Origin of the sequence: Mesorhizobium sp. B2-8-5, assembly GCF_006440675.2 — a bacterium.
Lineage (GTDB): Bacteria > Pseudomonadota > Alphaproteobacteria > Rhizobiales > Rhizobiaceae > Mesorhizobium.
Window position 1 is genome coordinate 2,822,891 of sequence record NZ_CP083951.1, and the last position, 19,659, is coordinate 2,842,549.

Annotated in this window: 22 protein-coding genes; 11 read left to right on the forward strand and 11 right to left on the reverse strand. The window is 63.9% G+C overall.

The window, feature by feature from the left end; genetic code table 11:
* Positions 1-401: 401 nt before the first annotated feature.
* A complete protein-coding gene (locus tag FJ430_RS13775; RefSeq protein WP_226892183.1) occupies positions 402-959 on the reverse strand; it encodes a hypothetical protein in 558 nt (185 codons plus the stop codon).
* A 148-nt stretch (positions 960-1,107) separates the two neighbouring features.
* Entirely contained in the window at positions 1,108-1,668 is a 561-nt protein-coding gene (locus FJ430_RS13780) for a hypothetical protein (protein ID WP_226892184.1), read from the reverse strand.
* 33 nt (positions 1,669-1,701) lie between these two features.
* On the opposite strand from FJ430_RS13780, the gene FJ430_RS13785 reads away from it, so the two are divergent.
* Positions 1,702-2,462 (forward strand): IS5 family transposase gene (locus tag FJ430_RS13785; RefSeq protein WP_226891851.1). Its coding sequence is split into 2 segments (ribosomal slippage): positions 1,702-2,041 and positions 2,041-2,462, totalling 762 coding nucleotides; the frame shifts between segments, so codons are not numbered across the junction.
* On the opposite strand, the gene FJ430_RS13790 is transcribed toward FJ430_RS13785, so the two are convergent.
* The 5 genes from FJ430_RS13790 to FJ430_RS13810 all read right to left on the reverse strand — a co-directional run bounded on the left by FJ430_RS13790 (position 2,455) and on the right by FJ430_RS13810 (position 6,880).
* A complete protein-coding gene (locus FJ430_RS13790; RefSeq protein WP_319023010.1) occupies positions 2,455-2,805 on the reverse strand; it encodes a hypothetical protein in 351 nt (116 codons plus the stop codon). The genes FJ430_RS13785 and FJ430_RS13790 overlap by 8 nt on opposite strands.
* A gap of 12 nt (positions 2,806-2,817) precedes the next feature.
* Positions 2,818-3,948: a CaiB/BaiF CoA transferase family protein gene (locus tag FJ430_RS13795; RefSeq protein WP_140707909.1), complete on the reverse strand. Its 1,131-nt coding sequence runs from the start codon at positions 3,946-3,948 to the stop codon at positions 2,818-2,820.
* A complete protein-coding gene (locus FJ430_RS13800) occupies positions 3,941-4,681 on the reverse strand; it encodes an NAD(P)H-dependent oxidoreductase (protein ID WP_140707907.1) in 741 nt (246 codons plus the stop codon). The genes FJ430_RS13795 and FJ430_RS13800 overlap by 8 nt, the downstream gene beginning before the upstream one ends.
* Positions 4,682-4,692: 11 nt before the next feature.
* The gene (locus tag FJ430_RS13805) at positions 4,693-5,841 is read right to left on the reverse strand and encodes an acyl-CoA dehydrogenase family protein (protein WP_140707905.1); all 1,149 of its coding nucleotides are present in this window, start codon (positions 5,839-5,841) and stop codon (positions 4,693-4,695) included.
* Positions 5,842-5,944: 103 nt separating this feature from the next.
* A complete protein-coding gene (locus tag FJ430_RS13810) occupies positions 5,945-6,880 on the reverse strand; it encodes a LysR substrate-binding domain-containing protein (protein WP_140707903.1) in 936 nt (311 codons plus the stop codon).
* 102 nt (positions 6,881-6,982) lie between these two features.
* Here FJ430_RS13810 and FJ430_RS13815 point away from each other — a divergent pair, with 102 nt between their 5' ends.
* Genes FJ430_RS13815 through FJ430_RS13835 form a run of 5 tightly spaced genes read left to right on the forward strand, consistent with a single transcriptional unit; the run spans position 6,983 to position 10,926 of the window.
* Entirely contained in the window at positions 6,983-7,558 is a 576-nt protein-coding gene (locus FJ430_RS13815; protein ID WP_226892185.1) for a thiamine pyrophosphate-binding protein, read from the forward strand.
* A 5-nt stretch (positions 7,559-7,563) separates the two neighbouring features.
* Positions 7,564-8,151, forward strand: a complete 588-nt coding sequence (locus FJ430_RS13820) for a thiamine pyrophosphate-dependent enzyme (RefSeq protein ID WP_140707899.1) — start codon at positions 7,564-7,566, stop codon at positions 8,149-8,151.
* Positions 8,152-8,159: 8 nt separating this feature from the next.
* Entirely contained in the window at positions 8,160-9,638 is a 1,479-nt protein-coding gene (locus FJ430_RS13825) for an aldehyde dehydrogenase (protein ID WP_140707897.1), read from the forward strand.
* Between the two features lie 54 nt (positions 9,639-9,692).
* Entirely contained in the window at positions 9,693-10,472 is a 780-nt protein-coding gene (locus FJ430_RS13830) for an SDR family NAD(P)-dependent oxidoreductase (protein WP_140707895.1), read from the forward strand.
* A gap of 4 nt (positions 10,473-10,476) precedes the next feature.
* Complete coding sequence (locus tag FJ430_RS13835) at positions 10,477-10,926, forward strand: VOC family protein (RefSeq protein ID WP_140707893.1); 450 nt, start codon at positions 10,477-10,479, stop codon at positions 10,924-10,926.
* 52 nt (positions 10,927-10,978) lie between these two features.
* On the opposite strand, the gene FJ430_RS13840 is transcribed toward FJ430_RS13835, so the two are convergent.
* Together FJ430_RS13840 and FJ430_RS13845 are read right to left on the reverse strand one after the other, a co-directional pair.
* Positions 10,979-11,632: a GntR family transcriptional regulator gene (locus FJ430_RS13840; RefSeq protein WP_140677668.1), complete on the reverse strand. Its 654-nt coding sequence runs from the start codon at positions 11,630-11,632 to the stop codon at positions 10,979-10,981.
* A gap of 111 nt (positions 11,633-11,743) precedes the next feature.
* The gene (locus tag FJ430_RS13845) at positions 11,744-12,922 is read right to left on the reverse strand and encodes an NAD(P)/FAD-dependent oxidoreductase (RefSeq protein ID WP_140707891.1); all 1,179 of its coding nucleotides are present in this window, start codon (positions 12,920-12,922) and stop codon (positions 11,744-11,746) included.
* Between the two features lie 196 nt (positions 12,923-13,118).
* Between FJ430_RS13845 and FJ430_RS13850 the strand changes: the two genes are divergently transcribed.
* From FJ430_RS13850 to FJ430_RS13870, 5 genes are read left to right on the forward strand one after another with little or no spacing between them, the layout of a single operon-like run.
* Positions 13,119-14,321, forward strand: a complete 1,203-nt coding sequence (locus FJ430_RS13850) for a pyridoxal phosphate-dependent aminotransferase (protein WP_140707889.1) — start codon at positions 13,119-13,121, stop codon at positions 14,319-14,321.
* A gap of 6 nt (positions 14,322-14,327) precedes the next feature.
* Positions 14,328-14,777, forward strand: a complete 450-nt coding sequence (locus FJ430_RS13855; RefSeq protein WP_140707887.1) for an acetyl-CoA carboxylase biotin carboxyl carrier protein — start codon at positions 14,328-14,330, stop codon at positions 14,775-14,777.
* A 5-nt stretch (positions 14,778-14,782) separates the two neighbouring features.
* Positions 14,783-16,150, forward strand: a complete 1,368-nt coding sequence (gene accC, locus FJ430_RS13860; protein WP_140707885.1) for an acetyl-CoA carboxylase biotin carboxylase subunit — start codon at positions 14,783-14,785, stop codon at positions 16,148-16,150.
* A complete protein-coding gene (locus FJ430_RS13865) occupies positions 16,147-16,542 on the forward strand; it encodes a biotin attachment protein (protein ID WP_140707883.1) in 396 nt (131 codons plus the stop codon). The genes accC and FJ430_RS13865 overlap by 4 nt, the downstream gene beginning before the upstream one ends.
* A 22-nt stretch (positions 16,543-16,564) precedes the next feature.
* Positions 16,565-17,344 (forward strand): LamB/YcsF family protein, encoded by a 780-nt coding sequence (locus tag FJ430_RS13870; protein WP_140707881.1) that lies wholly within the window; start codon positions 16,565-16,567, stop codon positions 17,342-17,344.
* A gap of 50 nt (positions 17,345-17,394) precedes the next feature.
* Here the strand turns inward: FJ430_RS13870 and FJ430_RS13875 are convergent, their stop codons facing one another.
* Both FJ430_RS13875 and FJ430_RS13880 read right to left on the reverse strand, forming a co-directional pair.
* The gene (locus FJ430_RS13875) at positions 17,395-18,429 is read right to left on the reverse strand and encodes an Ldh family oxidoreductase (RefSeq protein WP_140707879.1); all 1,035 of its coding nucleotides are present in this window, start codon (positions 18,427-18,429) and stop codon (positions 17,395-17,397) included.
* A 41-nt stretch (positions 18,430-18,470) separates the two neighbouring features.
* Positions 18,471-19,637, reverse strand: a complete 1,167-nt coding sequence (locus FJ430_RS13880) for an epoxide hydrolase family protein (protein ID WP_140707877.1) — start codon at positions 19,635-19,637, stop codon at positions 18,471-18,473.
* Positions 19,638-19,659 lie beyond the last annotated feature (22 nt).

Below are 19,659 nucleotides of genomic sequence, written 5' to 3' on the forward strand. Positions count from 1 at the left end.
AGCTCGGCGTTGGCGCGGGTCAGATACTCGATCTCGTCGCGGTTGCTGTTGAGCGGCGCTTCGACGCCCTGCGCATTTATCCCGCCAGTAGCGCTGCGGAACCAGGAATCGTGGATCAATGAGCGGACCTGGACCGGATCACGCGCGCATTTCGGAGGATCGGACAGGAAATTTTCCCAGGCGCGCATGGTGGCGCGCTCGTCATAGTCGATGGTATCCAATACCAGCTGTCCGGCGGCCGTCGGCGCACGCGCCGGAAGCGCTCCGGTCTTCATCTGGTTGGTATCGATCCCGCGTTTCATTCAGCCATCACAGAACCTTTTGGGGGCACGGTATTTCTGTATGCTGTTGTGCTGCAGTCTCGCGAGTTAGGACGCCTGATAATCGGTTCGCAAGATGCGTTAGGCGATGCCGAGTTTCAATCCAATGTCGGCGGCAAGCTGTTCTTCGGTGTAGGAGGCCGCGAGCCGCGACCCGTCCAGGCCGGCAAGCGCTTGTGCGATGGTTTCGTCGACCAGCGAGAAGTATCCGTTCTGCTTCGTCGCCAGGACGAAGACTTGCTCGCCATTCCGGTTGCGGACATCGCCGATATGGTGAAGCTGGCGGCTTGTATTCCGGTCCACTGCGACCACCCTGCCGTTGAGGGTGACGCGGATGGATGGTTCTGCCTCGGCGGCGACCGGTGAACCACCGCCGACATGGATGATCAGGCCTTCGGCTTCCGGTTTCTGGCGCGGCTTCCTGGATGCTGAATAGCCGCCGCTGCTGATCTGGTCGGCAAGGCGCACAATCGTCGAGCGGTTCTGTTCGATCAGCCGCCTGACCTGAACGTCCTCGCGCCGGGGGCCATCCCGCTTGGAGATGATTTCGACCATGAATCCTCCCAGATTCACTCGCCTTCTTCGTGCCTGGGTCGCATCTTTTTTCTGACCCCATACGACTTCGGTAAGGCTCGCCATTCGTTCATTGGCTAACACAGAAAATCGTGCAGCAGGTAGCAGGCGGCTGCTACAGGTCGCTCCGGACGGTCGACCATCTCGCCATCGATCCTTGCGAACCTTTCCCGTGAGCCCGGTACGAACAGCGGCACGACAGAGGTCATCAACCTCACCATTGGGCCGTGGCCTTGACCGTCACATGTCCATCGGATGCCCGCACCTCCATTTCCATCTCGCCCTTTCCACGAGCCGTTCCGCTCAAGAGCAAGGTCTGCGGGCCGATCGCGGGACGCACGCCGCGAAAGGAGAAGCGGCGTGGCGCTTGCCCGGCAATGACCGCGGCGAAGTTCATGAGCAACGTCGCCTGAAGCGGCCCGTGGATGACAAGTCCGGGGTAATGCTCGACATTTGTGGCGTAGGGCGCGTCGTAGTGGATGCGATGCCCTTTGAATGTCAGCGCGGAGTACCGAAAAAGCAGAACCGGATCGACGTCGACGATCCGTTCATGCGATGCGGGCGACCTTGGGTCCGGCAGCGTCGGCGGCGCAATGCCAACTTCCGTAGGGCGATAGGCAATGATCTGGTCTTCCTCGACGACGGGGCCGGCGGCATTGGAGATCTCGTGACGGACAGTGACGAAGGTAAGCCGGCCGGTGCGCCCTTGTTTTTCCTCGACGACGCCTAGGCCGTAGTGACGATTTAAGGAATTGGGATTCCCACGGGCCGGCAAATCAGATTCAACGCTGATTTTTGGGGATCAGTGATGAACTGCGACGCGCTTCGGGACGACCAGTGGGACCGGATCAAGGGCTTTGTTCCGGGCGGCAGAAAGGGCAAGCGTGGCCCGCGTGCCGACAACCGGAAATTCCTCGACGCGTTGTTGTGGATGGCGCGGTCAGGCGGGCGCTGGCGCGACCTGCCGGAGCGGCTCGGGGATTACCGGTCGGTGAAGCGCCGCTACTATCGCTGGATCGAGATGGGCGTGCTGGACGACATGCTGGCCGCACTCGCCCGCGAAGCTGATCTCGAATGGCTGATGATCGACTCAACGATCGTGCGGGCGCACCAGCACGCCGCCGGGGCACGCAAGGTCAAAGGGGGGCGGATGCCCAGGGCCTGGGCCGGTCTCGCGGCGGCCTAAGCACCAAAATCCACGCGGCTACCGAGGCGCTCGGCCTTCCCCTGCGCCTGATCGGCACGCCCGGCCAGCGTAACGACATCGCCTTTGCCCACGACCTGATCAACGGTATCGACGCCCATGCCACCATCGCCGACAAGGGATACGACGCCGATCACCTCGCCGATAGCATCGCGCAAGGGGGCGCCGAGGTCGTCATCCCGCCCAAGCGCAACCGCAAGGTCCAGCGACCCTACGACCGTGATCTCTACAAGGAGCGAAATCGAATCGAACACTTCTTCAGCAAGCTCAAGCAGTTCAGGCGCGTCGCAACCCGATACGACAAACTGCTCGCCAACTTCATGGGCTTCGTCAAACTCGCCGCTATCGCCATCTGGCTCAAATAGTTAAATCGTCACCACCGCCTAGCGTCGAGCGGCGACGGATCGTGTCGCCGCTGCGGATCGGCGCCAGAAAACGGATGTCGCTGCCCGCCCACATGCGGCGCGGAAGCGGCACCGGCGGCAGGAGCCCGCCCTTGGCGGCATGTCCGTCCGGGCCCAATTCACTTGCGTCGGCAATGTCGGGCGTCAGGCACCAGTGCAGGCCGGGCGGGGCCTCGTCGCGGCGCGCCGCGTGAGGGCCAAGCGTTGCCTCGAAGCTGGCGACAAGGCGAGGGGTCACGATGTCGTCGACCTCGCGGGTGCGCCCGACCCATTTCTGCAGCGTCGCGCTCGCATCGAGGCTCATTTGACGCTCTCCTCACACCGTGAATTCGGACCGGATCCGATCGGAGTCGGCGCCAAGGGCGGGAACCACAGGGGTTTTGCCGAGGCCTTCGGGGCGGCCTGCGGGCATCGGCACGGCGATCCGTTTGCCGTCCGGCAACTCGACCTCCATCCGGCGCAAGGCCCTGTGGCGCGAAAGGTCGCGCATCTCGCTGACCCGGCCCCAGGCGATCCGGGCCTCGTCAAGGCGTCGAATGGCTTCCTCGCAGTCGATCGCCGCGAAAAGCGGTTCGATCTCGGCATCCAGCGCGGCGCGATTGGCCACCCGCCAGGCATTGGTGGCGAAGCGTTCGTCGGCAAACAGATCCTGCCTCCGCAGCACCACCTCGCAGAAGCGCTTCCATTCGCTGTTCTGCTGGATAGAGACCACCACGGCGCCATCGCGGCAGGCATAGGGTCGGTAGGGATAGATCGAGGCATGCGCCAGCCCGTAGCGGCCGGTCTCGCGTCCGGCATATTCGTTATGCAGCAGCGGCACCGCCATCCAGTCGGCCATGCCATCAAACATGGCGATCTCGACGCTGCGGCCGCGGCCCGTCTTGCCGCGCGCCAGCAGCGCCTCAAGTATCGCCGCGTGCGCGTTCATTCCTGTCGCGATGTCGGCGGCCGACACGCCGATCTTGCAAGGCGTCTCGGCGGTGCCGGTCACCGCGCAGATGCCGCTTTCCGCCTGCACCAGCATGTCGTAGGCGCGCATCGACGCGTAGGGTGTGTCCTGCCCGTAGCCGACGATGTTGACGGCGATCAGCCGGGGAAACTTCCGTGCAATCAAATCGCAGGAGAGACCGAGCCTGTCGATCGCGCCCGGTGCGAGGTTCTGCACGAGGACATCCGCCCGGGCGACCATCCGGTGCAACAAAGCGAGGTCTTCCTCAGCCTTGAGGTCGAGCGCCACGCTCTGCTTGCCGCGGTTCAGCCAGACAAAATAGGCCGACATACCTTCGACGGTGGAATCGTAGTGGCGCGCGGTCTCGCCTTCGGGGCGTTCGATCTTCACGACGCGGGCACCGGCATCGGCGAGGCGGACCGTGCATAAGGGAGCGGCGACCGCCTGCTCGATCGAAACGACGAACAGGCCCTCGAGCGGGCGGGCGGCGTCAGACATTACGCTGCACTCCAGAGCGGGCGAGCACGCCGGGCTTGAGCCGCTCGTTCTTGCCGTAATCTTCAGCCGGGTGGAAGAACAGGCGCGGCGTTTCGTCGATGTCCTCGAGCCTTTTGCGATAGGCCTCCAGATAGGCCTTGCGGCCGTCGTCGCCGACGCGGCCAGGCATGTAGGCGACGAAAGGCGGCAGCACATCGAAGCCGGCATAGCGAAGCAAGCCGTTGTGGATCGGCCACAACACCGTGAGGATGTCGCCGTCGATACCGTCGGGCGCATAGGTGTCGGCCGAGGTGCCCGTAGTGGCGGCCACCATGGCGAGCTTCCCCTTGAACATGCCGGTGTCGTATTTGCGGCCCGGCAAATAGGCAAAGCCACGCGCGAAAACCCGGTCGGCCCAGCCCTTGAGCATCGCTGGCATTCCGAACCACCAGACGGGAAACTGGAAGATCACGAAGTCCGCCCGTTTCAGCTTTTCGACCTCGGCATTGATGTCACCCGCCAGCCGACCCGTCTCATAGGCGGCGGTCTGCTCGCGCTGCAGGCTGAAGAAATCCGGATCGTTGCGCTCGCCAGTCATGTCGCCTGGCCCGGCAACCGGTCTGAAGTCCATTGCATAAAGGTCGCTGAGCACCACACTGTGGCCAGCCCGCGTCAGGGTCGCGAAGGCGAGATCCTTCATGGCGCCGTTGAAGGACTTCGGTTCCGGATGTGCATAGACGAGGAGGACGTTCACAGCGACCACTCCTAATAAGAACGCGGCAGTCCGAGGACGTGCTCGGACAGGAACGACAGGATGAGGTTGGTGGAGATCGGCGCTACCTGATAGAGACGCGTCTCGCGGAACTTGCGCTCGACGTCGTATTCCTCGGCGAAGCCGAATCCGCCATGCGTCTGGATGCAGGCATTGGCGGCCTCGTTGGAGGCATCCGCCGCCAGCATCTTGGCCATATTCGCCTCGGCGCCGGGGTTCTTGCCGGCCTCGTAAAGGGCCAGCGCCTCTCGCACCATAAGTTCTGCGGCGCGCATGTTGGCGTAGGCTCTGGCGATGGGAAACTGGATGCCCTGGTTCTGGCCGATCGCGCGGCCGAACACATGCCGTTCCTTGGCATAGGCGCTTGCCTTGTCGATGAACCATTTGGCATCGCCGACGCATTCGGAAGCGATCAGGATTCGCTCGGCATTCATGCCGGACAGGATGTAACGGAAGCCCTTGCCCTCTTCGCCGATCAGGTTTTCGGCCGGCACGCGCAAGTCGTCGAAGAAGATCTCGGTGGTGGCATGGTTCATCATCGTGCGGATCGGCCGGATGGTTAGGCCGTTGCCAAGCGCCTGGCCCATGTCGACGATCAAGACGGAAAGTCCGTCGGTCTTCCTCATGCCATCGGTCAGCGGCGCGGTGCGCGCCAGAAGCAGCATCAGATCGGAATGTTCGGCGCGGCTGGTCCAGATCTTCTGGCCCTTGACCACGAAATGGTCGCCGTCGAGCCGGGCGGTGGTCTTCAGCGCGCCGGTGTCGGTGCCACTGGTCGGTTCCGTGACGCCGAATGCCTGCAGGCGCAATTCCCCGGTGGCGATCTTCGGCAAATAGCGCTGCTTCTGTGCCGCCGAGCCGTGGCGAAGCAGCGTGCCCATCGTGTACATCTGCGCATGGCAGGCGCCGCCGTTGCAGCCGGCGCGCTGAATCTCCTCGAGCACGGCAGCGGCGGCCGAAAGCGGCAGGCCGGAGCCGCCATACTCCTCGGGGATCAGGATCGAGAGCCAGCCCGCTTCTGTCAGGGCTTCGACGAATTCGCGGGGGTAGGCCATATCCCTGTCGAGGGCGCGCCAATACTCGCCGGGAAAGCGCGCACAGAGCTTTGCGACAGCTTCCCGAATGTCCTGATAGTGTTCCATGAATTGCCGGGCCTTTCGTCTCGCTCAGGCGTCCAGTATCACGCCAGCACATCTCGACAGCAACGCAAGGCAGGCGTGATCAGCTATGCCGAAATTGAAACCCTTACGGCGCCGAACCGAGAAGCTGGCCGACCCACACGGCCCGCTCGACAAGATCCCGGGCGGTATCCTCTATCGCCTGGCCGGCAAAGCGCGCCAGCCGCGAGGCCGGCCGGTCGGCCGGATAGGCAAGAATGAGGCGGCGCACGGGCACGGGATCGATCAACGGCGCGGCCGTGAGCAGGCCGGCGGCGACATCGGCATGGATGGGCGCGAGCGGCAGAATCGTCCAGCCATGGCCGTTGCGCACGAGGTCCTTCAGCACCGAATAGGTATCCGCCTCGACGCCGACATCGAGCGTGATGCCGGTCTCGGCGGCGCAGCGTTCGACGATGATGCGCAGCCCGTGCTTCACGCTCGGCAGCAACAGTCTTTTCCCGGCGAGCGAGGTGAACGGCATGGCGCGCACGGTCGAGAAGCCGGCGGCGGGCGGGCCGATCAGAAAGAGGTTTTCCAGCAGCAGCGTGCGCGTGCGAAGCGATCTCGCCATGCGCGGATCGTAGAGCACCGCGACGTCTATTTCGCCCCGATGCAGCCAATCGAGCAAATAGCCGGTATAGGCGCTGACAAGCCTGAGCTTCGCCTTGGGATGGGCTTTGCCGAAAGCCGCTGCCAGCGGCAGCGAGATGATGTCGGCCACCGTGGGCGGCAAGCCGATGGCAACCTCGCCTGTGAGCGGCGCATCGGCGGGCGTGGCGGTCGCGCGGATCTCGTCGATCTCGGCGAGGACGCGCACGGCGTGAGCCAGCACCTCCTTGCCTTGTTCGGACAGCACCATGCCGCGCCCATGACGCAGGAACAGGGCAAAGCCCAACTCCTCCTCCAGCATGCGTACCTGGCGGCTCAGCGCCGGCTGCGCGATGTGCAGCCGGTCGGCGGCCTTGCTGAGGCTGCCGAGCTCGGCGACATGGATCAGGGTGCGCAGCTGCGATAGCTCCATAAGCTATCTAATATCATTATATCTGATCACAAGAAATAGACGAAGATTGGATCGGAGAGCTGAAGTAGTCTTATGTCAAATCCAATCCTCGGGGGTCCAAAGGTGACGGCGAGCAGCCTACAAGCGAAACACCCGGAGGCGGTTGTCTCTGCGGCTCTTCCGGCGGCATCTGAAACGCAGTGGCCGGATCAGGTCTATGACGCACTCAAGGCCGCCGGCATCAACCAGATGTCCTATGTGCCGGATGCCGGCCATACCACACTGATCCGCCGCTTCAGCGCCGATCCCGAGGTCGTCACCAACGTGCTGACGACGGAGGAGGAGGGCATAGCCATCGCCGCCGGCTGCTGGCTCGGCGGCAAGCGCAGCGTCGTGCTGATGCAATCCTCCGGCGTCGGCAATTGCATCAACATGCTGTCGCTGCCGGTGCAGGCGCGCTTTCCCTTGCTTGTCCTGGTGACGATGCGCGGCGAGTGGGCCGAGTTCAATCCATGGCAGGTGCCAATGGGGCAGGCGACCGAGACTTCACTGAGGGCGATCGGCCTCAGAGTGCTGCGGGCAGAGACCGGCCCCGACCTGGTGGACACCGTGGCGCAGGCGGCCGCGATGGCCTTCGATGCCGACCAGCAGATCGCCGTGCTCATCGGACAGCGCCTGCTTGGCAAGAAGAAGTGGTGAATGACATGACATTGCCGACGATGGATCGCCGAGTGGCGGTGAAGAGGCTGCTCGACGCACGCGACGGCGCCCTGGTCGTGACCGGGCTCGGCTCGCCGAGCTATGACGTGCATGCCGCCGGCGACCGGGACGACAATTACTATCTCTGGGGCGCAATGGGCGGCGCGGCATTGGTCGGCCTCGGGCTTGCCCAGGCGCAACCGCAGAGGCGGGTGATGGTCATCACCGGAGACGGCGAGCAGTTGATGGCCTTCGGATCGCTGGCGACGATTTCGGTGGCGCGCCCCAAAAAACTCGACCTGATCATTCTGGACAACCAGCATTTCGGCGAGACCGGCATGCAATCCAGCCATACCGGCCGCGGCATCGGCTTCGACAAGGTCGCCGCCGCCTGCGGTTTCGCGGAGGTGGCCGAACTGCGTTCGTTGGAGGAGGTCGACGCGCTCTGCGAAAAGCTGCGCCGCCCTGCAGAGGGGCCTCGCTTGTTCGTGCTGAAAATCACCGCGGAGAACTTGCCGCGCTCGCTGCCGCCGCGCGACGCCGTCGCGGTCAAGAACCGCTTTCGCGCCCATCTGGGCTTTGCCACCTGTTGAGGGCCGACATGCCGCTGGTCAGCTTCCAGAACACGGTCGACGGTCGGCTGCAATCGAGCGCCGACACGTTCGAGAGCTATGACCCCTTCACCGGCAGGCCGTGGGCACTGATCCCGCGCGGCGGCAAGGCCGAAGTGGATGCAGCCGTGGCCTCTGCCAGGTCGGCTTTCCGGTCGAAGGACTGGGCCGGCATCACGCCGACCGCGCGCGGCAAGCTCCTGGTGCGGGTGTCAGAGCTGATCGCCGAGAACGCTGAGCGCATCGCCGCGATCGAGACCCGCGACAATGGCAAGCTGATCACCGAGATGACGGCGCAGCTGCGCTACATCCCCGAATGGTACCGCTATTTCGGTGGCCTCGCCGACAAGATCGAAGGGTCGGTGTTGCCGATCGACAAGGCCGGCATGTTCGCCTTCACCCGCCACGAGCCGCTCGGCGTCATCGCTGCGATCGTGCCATGGAATTCGCCGCTGCTGCTCTTGACCTGGAAGCTTGCGCCGCTGCTCGCGGCGGGCAACACCGTAGTCATCAAGCCCTCGGAACACGCCTCGGCCTCGACGCTCGAATTCGTAAAGCTGTTCGCGCTGGCCGGATTTCCGCCGGGTGTCGTAAACACCGTCACCGGCATGCCGCAGGAGGTCGGCGTGCCGCTGGTCTCCCATCCCGACGTTGCCAAGATCGCCTTCACGGGTGGTGAGCCGGGCGGGCTCGCTGTCTACCGCGCAGCCGCGGAGGGGTTGAAGACGGTGACGCTGGAGCTCGGCGGCAAGTCGGCCAACATCGTCTTCGGCGACGCCAATCTGGAAAGCGCTGTCAACGGCGCGATCTCCGGCATTTTCGCGGCCAGCGGCCAGACCTGCATCGCGGGCTCACGCCTGCTCGTCCAGCGCAAGATCCATGACCGGTTCGTGGAGAACGTGATCACGCTGGCGGCCAGCGCCCGAATGGGCAACCCGGCGCTGCCGGAGACACAAGTCGGGCCCATCACCACGCAGTCCCAGCGTGAGAAGGTGCTTTCCTATCTCGGGATCGCGCGGCGCGAGGGTGCGTTGTGCGTGCTGGGCGGCGGAAAGCCTGCGTCGGACCAATTGGCGGAGGGCTGGTTCGTCGAGCCCACCATCTTTACCGGCGTGAACAACTCAATGCGCATCGCGCGCGAAGAAGTGTTCGGACCAATCCTTTCGGTCATTCCTTTCGACGACGAGGAAGAGGCATTCGCCATTGCCAACGACAGTCCGTACGGGCTGGCGGCGGGGCTGTGGACGAGCGACATGGGCAGAGCGCTGCGAGGCGCGGCGGCGATGGAAGCGGGCATGGTCTGGATCAATTCATACCGCGCGGTCTCCTATATGGCGCCCTTCGGCGGCTACAAGAGAAGCGGTATAGGCCGCGAGAGCGGGCAGGGGGCGATCGATGCCTATCTTCAGACCAAGACGGTATGGATGGACACGGTCGGCAAGACCGCCAACCCGTTCGTGATCCGCTAAGATAGACAAGGGCCCCAAGGCAACGGCCCGTTCAGAATGACGAGGGAACCGCATATGAGACAAGCAGGAAAGGTGGCGGTCGTCACCGGAGCGGCACGCGGCATCGGGCGCGCATGCGCCGAACGCTTCCTGGCTGAAGGCGCGAAGGTCGTGCTCGGCGATATCGACGCCAGCGAGCTGAAGACATGCGCCGCCGAGATCGGTACTCCCGAGACCGTGCTGGCGCTGGTCACGGACGTCAGCAGGAAGGAACAGGTCGACGCGCTGGTCGCGGCGGCGGTCGCCAAGCTTGGCCGTGTCGACATCATGGTCAACAATGCCGGCATCGCTCCGGTTCAGGACTTTCTCGACATCAGCGAGGCCGACTACGACCGGGTTCTCGCCGTCAATCTGAAGGGGGCGTTCATGGGCACGCAGGCGGCCGCCCGCCAGATGATCGCGCAGGGGCAGGGCGGCGTGATCATAAACATGTCCTCGATCAATTCCGGGCTAGCCAATCCCCGGGTCGCGACCTACGCGATCTCGAAAGGCGGCATGAACCAGGTGACCGGCACCGCCGCCGTCGCCTTCGCGCCTTACGGCATCCGCGTGGTCGGTGTCGGCCCGGGCACGATTGCCACGGAGATGGTGATGGATGGCACCTTCATCGATTCCGAGGAAATGCGCCGCGCGATCCTTTCGCGCACGCCACTTGGACGTCTGGGTACGGCGGCTGAAATCGCCTCCGTGGTCGCTTTCCTCGCCAGTGACGACGCGTCCTACATCACCGGCGAGACCATCTACCCCGATGGCGGGCGCCGCGTGCTCAACTACACCGTCCCGGTCAAGGAGTAGGGAAATGGGCATCTTCGACAAGCTGCATCACGTCTGCATCGTCGTGCATGATATCGACAAGGCGCAGGCCTACTACGATTCCATCGGTATCGGTCCATGGGAAGCCTACCCGCCGCTGGTCGAATATGAGGAACTGCAGGTCCCGAGTCCCAAGGGCTTCATGGCCATGCAGTACCGGATCTGCAATTTGCCGAATGTCCAGTTGCAACTCTGCCAGCCAAGCCACGACCCTTCACCGCAGCGGATCCACCTGGATACGAAAGGCGAGGGCGTCTTCCACATCGGCTTCGAGGTCCGTGACGCGGATGCCGCCGAAAGCGAGGCTGAAGGCGATGGCCTTTCCGTGCTGATGCGCGGGCGCCGGGAAAATCGGACCGGCTTCACCTATTACGACACCGCCGACAAGGCCGGTGTGATCCTGCTGACCCGGGCGACGAATTTGCCCGGCAAATGATGTGCCGGGGGAAGGATTTGCGGAGAATATCCGGCGGGGGACGGCTGCTCGGTCAACTGCCCCGCAATTCCTGAAGTCGGTCGACCAGGAATTTGCCGCTGGTGATGATATGCATTTCCAGCAGGCTGACGGCGCGCAGCGTGTCCTTGGCCTCGCACAACTCGATGAGCTGCCAGTGGTCGCGGTCGGATTGCACCTGGATCTCGGTCAGCGTCACCATCATGCGCGTATAGCGTTCCAGCTGCTGGTAGATGCGCCCGACGAGTTCGATCGTGGCCTTGCGGCCGGACGGCGCGTAAAGGGTTGCGTGGAAGTTCCAGTTCAGCTGGTTGGAATATTCGCCGGTCTTGCCCTGCTCCTGGTGCTGTCTGGCACGGTCCCGCGCCAAAGCGAGGTCGGCCTCGCTCATTCTCGGGATGGCAAGGGCGAGCAGCCAGGTCTCGATCCTGGCCCGCAATTCATAAAGCTCGAGGATTTCGTCGAGCGAAATCGAGGAAACCACTGCTCCCTTGTGGGAGACGAGCGTGACGAACCCTTCCGAATGAAGCTGATGCAGCGCCTCGCGCACGGGTATCCGGCTGACGCCGAATTCGGTCGCCAGGTGCTCCTGCCGCAACTGGGCATTTGCCTCGTATTCGCCGACCAGGATCTTCTGCCTGATGGCGTCGGCAACCTGGGTCGATATGGTTTTCTTCTGTACGAGCATGGATCAGCCTAGGGCGACGGCGCCTCTGTTCGCGTGCGGCGCTTTTTTGATTGAAGAAACGGACGCATAGCACTGCGTATAGGTTGTTGTCACTCCGAAGGCCCGTCGCCCTCAATAGACATGTTCCTCGATCGGTTGGTTGTTGGCGATACGCTCGTAGCGGAAGGCCGAGAGATCGATTGAACGGTATTCGCCATAGGCAATGAGGTCGCTCACGCCGGAACCGGTTGCTGCGGCGTGCATCATGCCGTGGCCGCTGAAGCCGGTGGCCAGCACGAAGTTCGAGATCTCCGGATGGAGCCCGATGATGCCGCTGTGGTCAAAGGTGTTGTACTCATAGAGGCCTGCCCAAGCACGCAGCATGCGCAATTGTTCGAAGCCGGGCACGCGATGCGCCAGCGCCGGCCAGATCAGCTCCTCGAACAGATCGTAATCGACCTCCAGCCCGAAATCGTCCGGATCGTTCTCGCGCACGGGTGGAATGCCGCACAGAAAGAGCTGACCCTCCGGCCGCAGCCAGAAGCCGCTGACGTCGAAGACGAAGGGGCAGTTGTCGATCCGCGCCGGGCTTTCGAAGACGAAGACGCATCGCTTGCTGGGCACGACCGGGAGATCCGTGCCGGCCATCCGTGCAATGCCCGCGCTCCACGGACCGGCTGCGTTGATGACCGTGCCGGCGGAAATCCGTTCGCCATTGTCCAGCACCACGTCGTCGACCTTGCTTCGGGAAGCCATGGTCAGTCCGGTCACGGTCGCGGCACGATAGTCGACCTTCTGGGTGCGTGCCTTGCGGCGGAAAGCCTGCATCAGGCCAGGTCCGTCGAACCAGCCTTCGCAGCCGCGGCCAAATGAGCCGAGCGCCAGATCTTCCGTATTGAGCCAAGGGAAGCGCCCCGCCAGATCGGCCTGCTCGATCAGCTCGATATCGACACCCATGTCGCGCTGAACGCGGTTCTTGGCACGCTGCGCCTCGGCCCGCTCCGGCGTCGCCAGCACAAGATAGCCAGGCTCGTGAAGTCCGATGTCCGCCGGCTCGTCACCGACCGCAAGTCGAGTGCCCGCCTCACGCAGAAAGTCGAGGCTGAATTTCGACATGGCGATATTCGGCTGGGTGCCGAACTGCTGGCGTATGGCGCTGGTCGACAACGAAGAAGAAGAGGCGGTGTAATAGGGGTCCCGCTCGATGACGGCGATACTGCCATCGAAATCCGGATTGGCGGAGAGGAAATAGGCGATCGAGCTGCCGACGACGCCTCCGCCGACGATCACCACATCGTAATTTGCGCTCATTCCGGTCGCGTTCCCTTGTCTCAAATGTCATGGCCATGGGCAAAGATTGGATACTTTTCTCCGCCAACAAGCCTTTAACGGCACTCATAACCCAGCCCAATGGCAAGAAAAAGGGGTTTGACGAGAAAATAAGAATACATTATCCAATTCACACATCCGCTGCCAGCTGGATCGTGCAGCATCCCAGGAGTGTTCAGTGGGCCTCATCGCTCCCCGTCTTGACGTCATCAAGCCAAGTCCGAGCATGGCGGTGACGGCTCGAGCGATCGACATGCGCGCCGCCGGCATTGACGTCATCAGCCTGAGCGCCGGAGAGCCGGATTTTCCGACACCCTCGCATGTCGTCGAGGCGGCCTACGCGGCGATGCGCAGGGGAGAGACTCGCTATACGGCAGTGGATGGAACGGCGGCGCTGAAGAAAGCGGTGGCCGACAAGTTCAGGCGCGAGAACGGCCTCGACTACAGGCCGTCGGAGATTACCGTCGCCGGCGGTGCAAAGCAGATCATCTACAACGCCCTGCTGGCAACGCTGGCGCCGGGCGACGAGGTGATCGTTCCCGCCCCTTACTGGGTTTCCTACACCGACATCGTGCTTCTGGGGGAAGGCAAGCCCGTGGTCGTTCCCTGCGGCGAGGAGCTTGGCTTCAAGCTCACACCGTCCGCTTTACGGGCAGCCATCACCGGGCGCACGAAATGGCTGCTCGTGAACACCCCGTCCAACCCGACGGGCGCAGTCTATAGCCGTGACGAGCTTGCTGCCTTGGCGGCAGTGCTGTTCGACCATCCGCATGTTCATGTGCTGACCGACGACATCTACGAGCACATCCTGTTCGATGGGCGTCCCTTCCAGACGATCGCCGGCGTCGAGCCGCGGCTGAAGGAGCGTACGCTGACGGTCAACGGCGTGTCGAAAGCCTATGCCATGACAGGCTGGCGGATCGGCTATGCCGGCGGGCCGGAACCACTGATCCGCGCCATGGCGACCGTGCAGAGTCAGAGCACGTCAAACCCGTCATCCATCTCGCAGGCCGCGACCATAGCCGCGCTGGACGGCCCGCAGGATTTCCTGCGCCCACGCGCGCTCGAGTTCCAGGCCCGCCGCGATCGCGCACTGGAACTGCTGCGCGCAATCCCTGGCCTTACCTGCCAGACGCCTGAAGGGGCCTTTTATCTCTATCCCAACTGCTCGGCCCTGATCGGCCGCCGGCGTCCGGACGGCTCCGTTGTCGGCAGCGATGACGATCTTTCGCTTTACCTGCTCGATCAGGCGCGGGTCGCGGTGGTGCAAGGCTCGGCCTACGGCCTGTCGCTGCATTTCCGCATCTCCATAGCCACGTCGATGGACCTGATCGAGAAGGCGATCGGGCGTATCGCCGAGGCAGTCGAAGCCATGCGGTAGCGCGGCATGGATCTGAACCTCGTCCGAGAACTTATCGATGTGGTCTCGCGCTCACCCATTGGCGAGTTGCAGATCGAGCGCGACGGATTTCGCGTCCGCATCGCCAAGCAAGCGTCGCCACCCGCATTGCCGTCCGGGTCTTTGCCGCAGCCCGCGCCGGCTTTTGGCGCGCCCGCTGCTTCGGGCGCCAGCCCCGCCGCCGCGACCATTCCGCGGCATTCGATCCGCGCGCCGCTGACGGGCGTGTTCTATCGCTCCGCCGGCGAGGGGGAGCCGCCGCTCGTCTCGGCGGGCGACGTGGTCGAGGAGGGGCAAAAGATCGGTGTCCTCGAAGCCATGAAGACATTCAACGTCGTGGAAGCCGATCGCGCCGGCAGGATTGTCGAGGTCGCATTTGAAGACCATGCCGCCGTGCAGTCCGGCGACGTGCTGTTCGTCCTGGAAGAGGCGGGTTGAGCGCCATGTTCGATACCGTCCTTATCGCCAACCGGGGTGAAATCGCGCTGCGCATCCTGCGCGCCTGCCGCGATCTCGGACTGAAGACGGTAGCGGCCTATTCGGAGGCCGATGCGAGCCTTCGCCACGTGGCGCTGGCTGACAAAGCGATCTGCATCGGTCCGGCAGCTTCGGCCGACAGTTATCTCAATATCGCGGAGATCATCATAGCCGCGCAACTCACCGGCGCGGGCGCGGTCCATCCCGGCTACGGGTTTCTGTCGGAAAATTCGGCCTTCGCCGAGGCAATTGAAAATGCCGGTCTTGTCTTCATCGGGCCGTCCGCGGCCGCGATCCGGACCATGGGCGACAAGGTGGCGGCCAAGCAGGCGATGATCATTGCCGGCGTGCCCTGCGTTCCGGGCTCGGAAGGCGCGTTGCCGCAAGACGAGCAAGTGGTGCGGGTGATCGCCGAAACCATAGGTTATCCGGTCATCGTCAAGGCGGCCGGTGGTGGCGGCGGGCGCGGCATGCGCATCGTGCGCGAGCAAGGCGCGTTGATGGAAGCCGTGGCGCTGGCACGAGAGGAAGCCGGACGAGCCTTCGGCAACCCGCAGGTCTATCTGGAAAAATTCCTCGAACATCCGCGCCATGTCGAGATCCAGATTCTGGCCGACCGGCATGGCGCGGCTGTATGGCTTGGCGAGCGGGACTGCTCCATGCAGCGCCGCCACCAGAAGATCGTTGAGGAAGCGCCGGCGCCCGGCATCGCTCGCGAGGCGATCGCCGGGATCGGCGATCTTTGCGCCCGCGCCTGCCTTGAGATCGGCTATACCGGGGCGGGCACGTTCGAGTTCCTCTACGAGGACGGGCGCTTTTATTTCATCGAGATGAACACCCGCGTGCAGGTGGAGCATCCCGTCACCGAACTCATCACCGGCATCGACATCGTTCGCGAGCAGATCCGGATCGCCCAGGGCGAGCGTCTGTCCTTCAAGCAGGAAGACATCCGCATCCAGGGCCACGCCGTCGAATGCCGCATCAACGCCGAGGACCCTTACAGCTTCCGGCCGCATCCGGGACGGGTCGAGCGCTGGACGCCGCCGGGCGGCCCGGGGATACGGGTCGAGTCGCATCTCTACTCCGGTTACACCGTGCCGTCCCACTACGATTCCCTGGTGGCCAAGCTGCTCGCGCATGGCGCGACGCGAGCCGAAGCGATCCGCAGGATGAAGGGGGCGCTGGCCGAGATGGAGGCGGTTGGCATCGCCACCAACGCGCCGCTGCACGGCATATTGATGGAGGAGCCAGGTTTTGCGGCCGGAGGTTTCGACATCCACCACCTGGAACGCTTGATCGAGGGCGGCCTGCTCGACGGACGAACGCAGCGATGACGGTCGACGAGATCGAGAGACTTGCCGCATGGTGTGCGGCCGCGGGTGTCAGTGAGATCGAACTGGCGGAGGCCGGCTTTTCACTTTGTCTGCGTATCCAGTCAGCCGGTCCCGGGTCCCGCGCGGCGGCGAGCGAGGCGCTGAAGGCCGAGGCGGTCGCGACGACTGTTCGCGCGCCGGGCGTGGGAGTGTTCCGTCTCGTTCATCCGACGACCGGCCATCCGGTCATCGAACGCGGCCAGACGGTCCGTAAGGGCGAGACCGTCGGTATCCTGCAGATCGGCGCATGCCTCAAGGCCGTGGTTTCGCCGGCGGACGGCAAGCTGGGGGTTGGCTTGGCCGAGGACGGCGCGGTCGTCGGCTACGGCACACCGCTCTACGAGTTGCTGTGACATGAATTCTGAGGAAGTCGCCATGACGGGAAGCGGACTTGAAGTCGATATCAATTCGGACATGGGCGAAGGCTTTGGCGCTTACAGGCTGGGCGACGACGCGGCGATCCTCGATATCGTGAGCTCGGCCAATGTCGCCTGCGGTTTCCACGCCGGCGACCCGGAGATCATGGCGGCCACCTTTTCCATGGCGCGGGCGAAGGGCGTTGCCGTCGGCGCGCATCCAAGCTTCGCCGATCTGTGGGGGTTCGGACGGCGCACCATTCCGCATTCGGCGGACGAGATCGAAAGGCTGGTCGCATATCAGATCGGCGCGGCGCAGGCGCTTTCGGTCTATGCCGGACACCCGATCCGTTATGTGAAGGCGCATGGCGCGCTGGGCAATCTGACCCAGACCGATCGCGCGGTCGCCGAAGCCGTCACGCGCGCCGTCAAGGCCGTCGATCCCACCCTGATCTGCCTGGCGATCGCGCTCGGCTTCCAGGACAGGATCGCGCGCGAGGCGGGCCTGACCGTCAAGTCGGAGATCTTCGCCGATCGCGCCTATACGCAGGAGGGGTTTCTTGTCTCGCGCAAGCTGGAGGGCGCCGTCATCCACGACGCCGGGAAGGCAGCGGAGCGAGTCGTGCGCATGGTCAGGCAGGGCGCCATCGAGTCGATTTCCGGCCAATTGCTGAAGACATCGATCGACTCGATTTGCGTCCATAGCGATACCCCGGCGGCCGTTGCCATAGCCGCCCGCGTGCGGGCTGGCCTGGAGGCGAGCGGGGTCAGGGTGAAGGCGTTCGCTGCAACGCCCTGAGGGGTCGGCTGCGTCCGGGCTCATGGCTCACAGCGCCCGCGCCGGGTGTTTCAGGCAGCATCGAGTCCCCGTTCTAGGAAACGATCGAGTTGCTCCATCTCCTGCGGCGTGAGGCTGATGCCGTCGCGTTTCGACTTCTCACGAGCTAGGAACCGCCTCTGCGAAGGCAGGCGCGCGCCCTGACCGAGGATCGCCTCGAACACCGCTTCTGCTCGGGAGAAAGGACTTCCGGGGCGGCCAGCGGCGAAAGCTTCCGGCGACAGGGCGATGACCAGTTCGCCATGCTTCGGATAGAGCGTCGTCGTGCCAAGCAGATCGAGGGCCTCGCGGCTCGTCAGGTCGCCGAGCATGGCACCGGCGAGCAGCTCGATCATGGTGCCGATGGCCGAGCCCTTATGCCCGCCGAAGGAAAGCATCGCGCCGGCAAGCGCCGCTTCGGGGTCGGTCGTCGGCCTGCCGTCCGAATCGATCGCCCAGCCTTCCGGCAATTGTTTCCCGGCGCGACGATGGAGCTCGATTTCGCCGCGCGCCGCGACTGAAGTTGCAAAGTCGAAGACATAAGGCGGATGACCCTGGCGCGGCCAGCCGAAGGCGAAGGGATTGGTGCCAAGCAAGGGGCTTGAGCCTCCCGTCGGCGCGACCGTCGCGTAGCTTGGACACATGGCGAGGCCGGCAAGACCGGCTCCGGCCAGTGCCTCGACCTCGACCCAGAGGGACGAAAAATGAACCGCGTTGTTGATCGCCAGCGCCGCGATGCCGGTTGTGCGCGCGCGCTCGACCAGGACAGGCAGGCCCAGTTCGAAGGCGGGATTGGCGAAGCCGCCTCTCGCGTCCACTTTCACGATTGCCCGAGCGTCCGCCGGCAGCAATTCAGGCACCGCCTTCGGCTCGGCCTTTCCGGCCTTGACCGTGCGCAGCGCGCCTTCGATGCGATAGATGCCGTGCGACTTGCAGGCGTCGCGCTCTCCGGCGACGATGGCGCGCGTGATGGCGCCGGCCTGGGCAGGGTTAAGTCCGGCCTTGCTGAAAATCGCCTCGACGCGCTCATGCAGGGCTTCGATGGTGAGGGCTGTTGTGCTGCTCATTCTGGCCTTCGGGATTTGCCTGCGGAGCATGCGCCCGCAGGTCAGGAAAATTGCAGCTCGCTCGCGAAGGCTCTCAGATCCTGCGCGAGCAGGCCGGGTTGCTCGAAGGCTGCAAAATGCCCGCCGCACGGCATTGTTGTCCACCGGCGCACATTACGAAAAACCCGTTCGACCCAGCTTCTTGGCGGCATCGGCAATTCCTTCGGAAACAGCGCTACCGCGAGCGGAACCTCGATCTCCGTACCATGCGGGAATGCCAACGGCCAAGCGCGAGTCTCCCAATAGAGACGCATGGAGGAGGCAACGGTTCGCGTGAACCAGTAGAGCGAGATGTTGGCGAGGATTTCGTCGCGAGAAAATGCGGCGTTGTCCAGATTGCCGTCGCAGTCGCTCCAGTCGCGGAACTTTTCGATCATCCATGCCGCCAGTCCCACGGGCGAATCGGTGAGCCCATAGGCAAGGGTCTGGGGGCGGGTTCCCTGAATGTGGCTGTAGGCGCCGTCAAGATCCGCCCACCGGGCTTTCTCGCCTAGGAAGATGCGTTCTTCGGCGGTGAGGTCGCCGCCGGAACCAGGGTCATGCGGGGGCGAATACGAGCCGGGAATGAAATTCAGATGCACGCCGGCGAGATTGCCGGGATGCGCGTGCGCCAGGATCGTCGACACGCTGGCGCCGAGGTCACCGCCCTGCGCCAGATAGCGCTCATAGCCCAGGCGGCTCATCAGTTCCGCCCAGAGATCGGCGACGGCAAACAGGTTGAGGCCGGCCTTGGTCGGGCGGCTCGAAAAGCCGTATCCGGGGATCGAAGGGATCACGACGTTGAATGCGTCCTGCTCTCTCCCGCCATTGGCAAGCGGATCGGACAGGAGCGGCAAAAGCCTGATGAATTCGCAAAAGCTGCCCGGCCAGCCATGAGTGAGAATGATCGCTCTGGCGGTTGGAACTGCGGTGCGGACATGGATGAAATGAATGGTCTGGCCGCCGATTTCCGTCTGGTAGTGAGGAAGCTTGTTCCAGGCGTCTTCCTGTCTGCGCCAGTCGAAGCCCGAGCTCCAGTGTTCGAGAAGTCGCCGCAACTCCTCACGCTCGGTTCCCTGGGCCCAGCCGATACCCTCCAGTTGGTCCGGCTCGCGCCAGCTTGCGATGCGTCGCATCAGGTCGTCGATTTCGGCCTGGGCAATCCGAATCGTGAAGAGGTGGATATCCATGGACATGTTCGCTCGGCGCTAT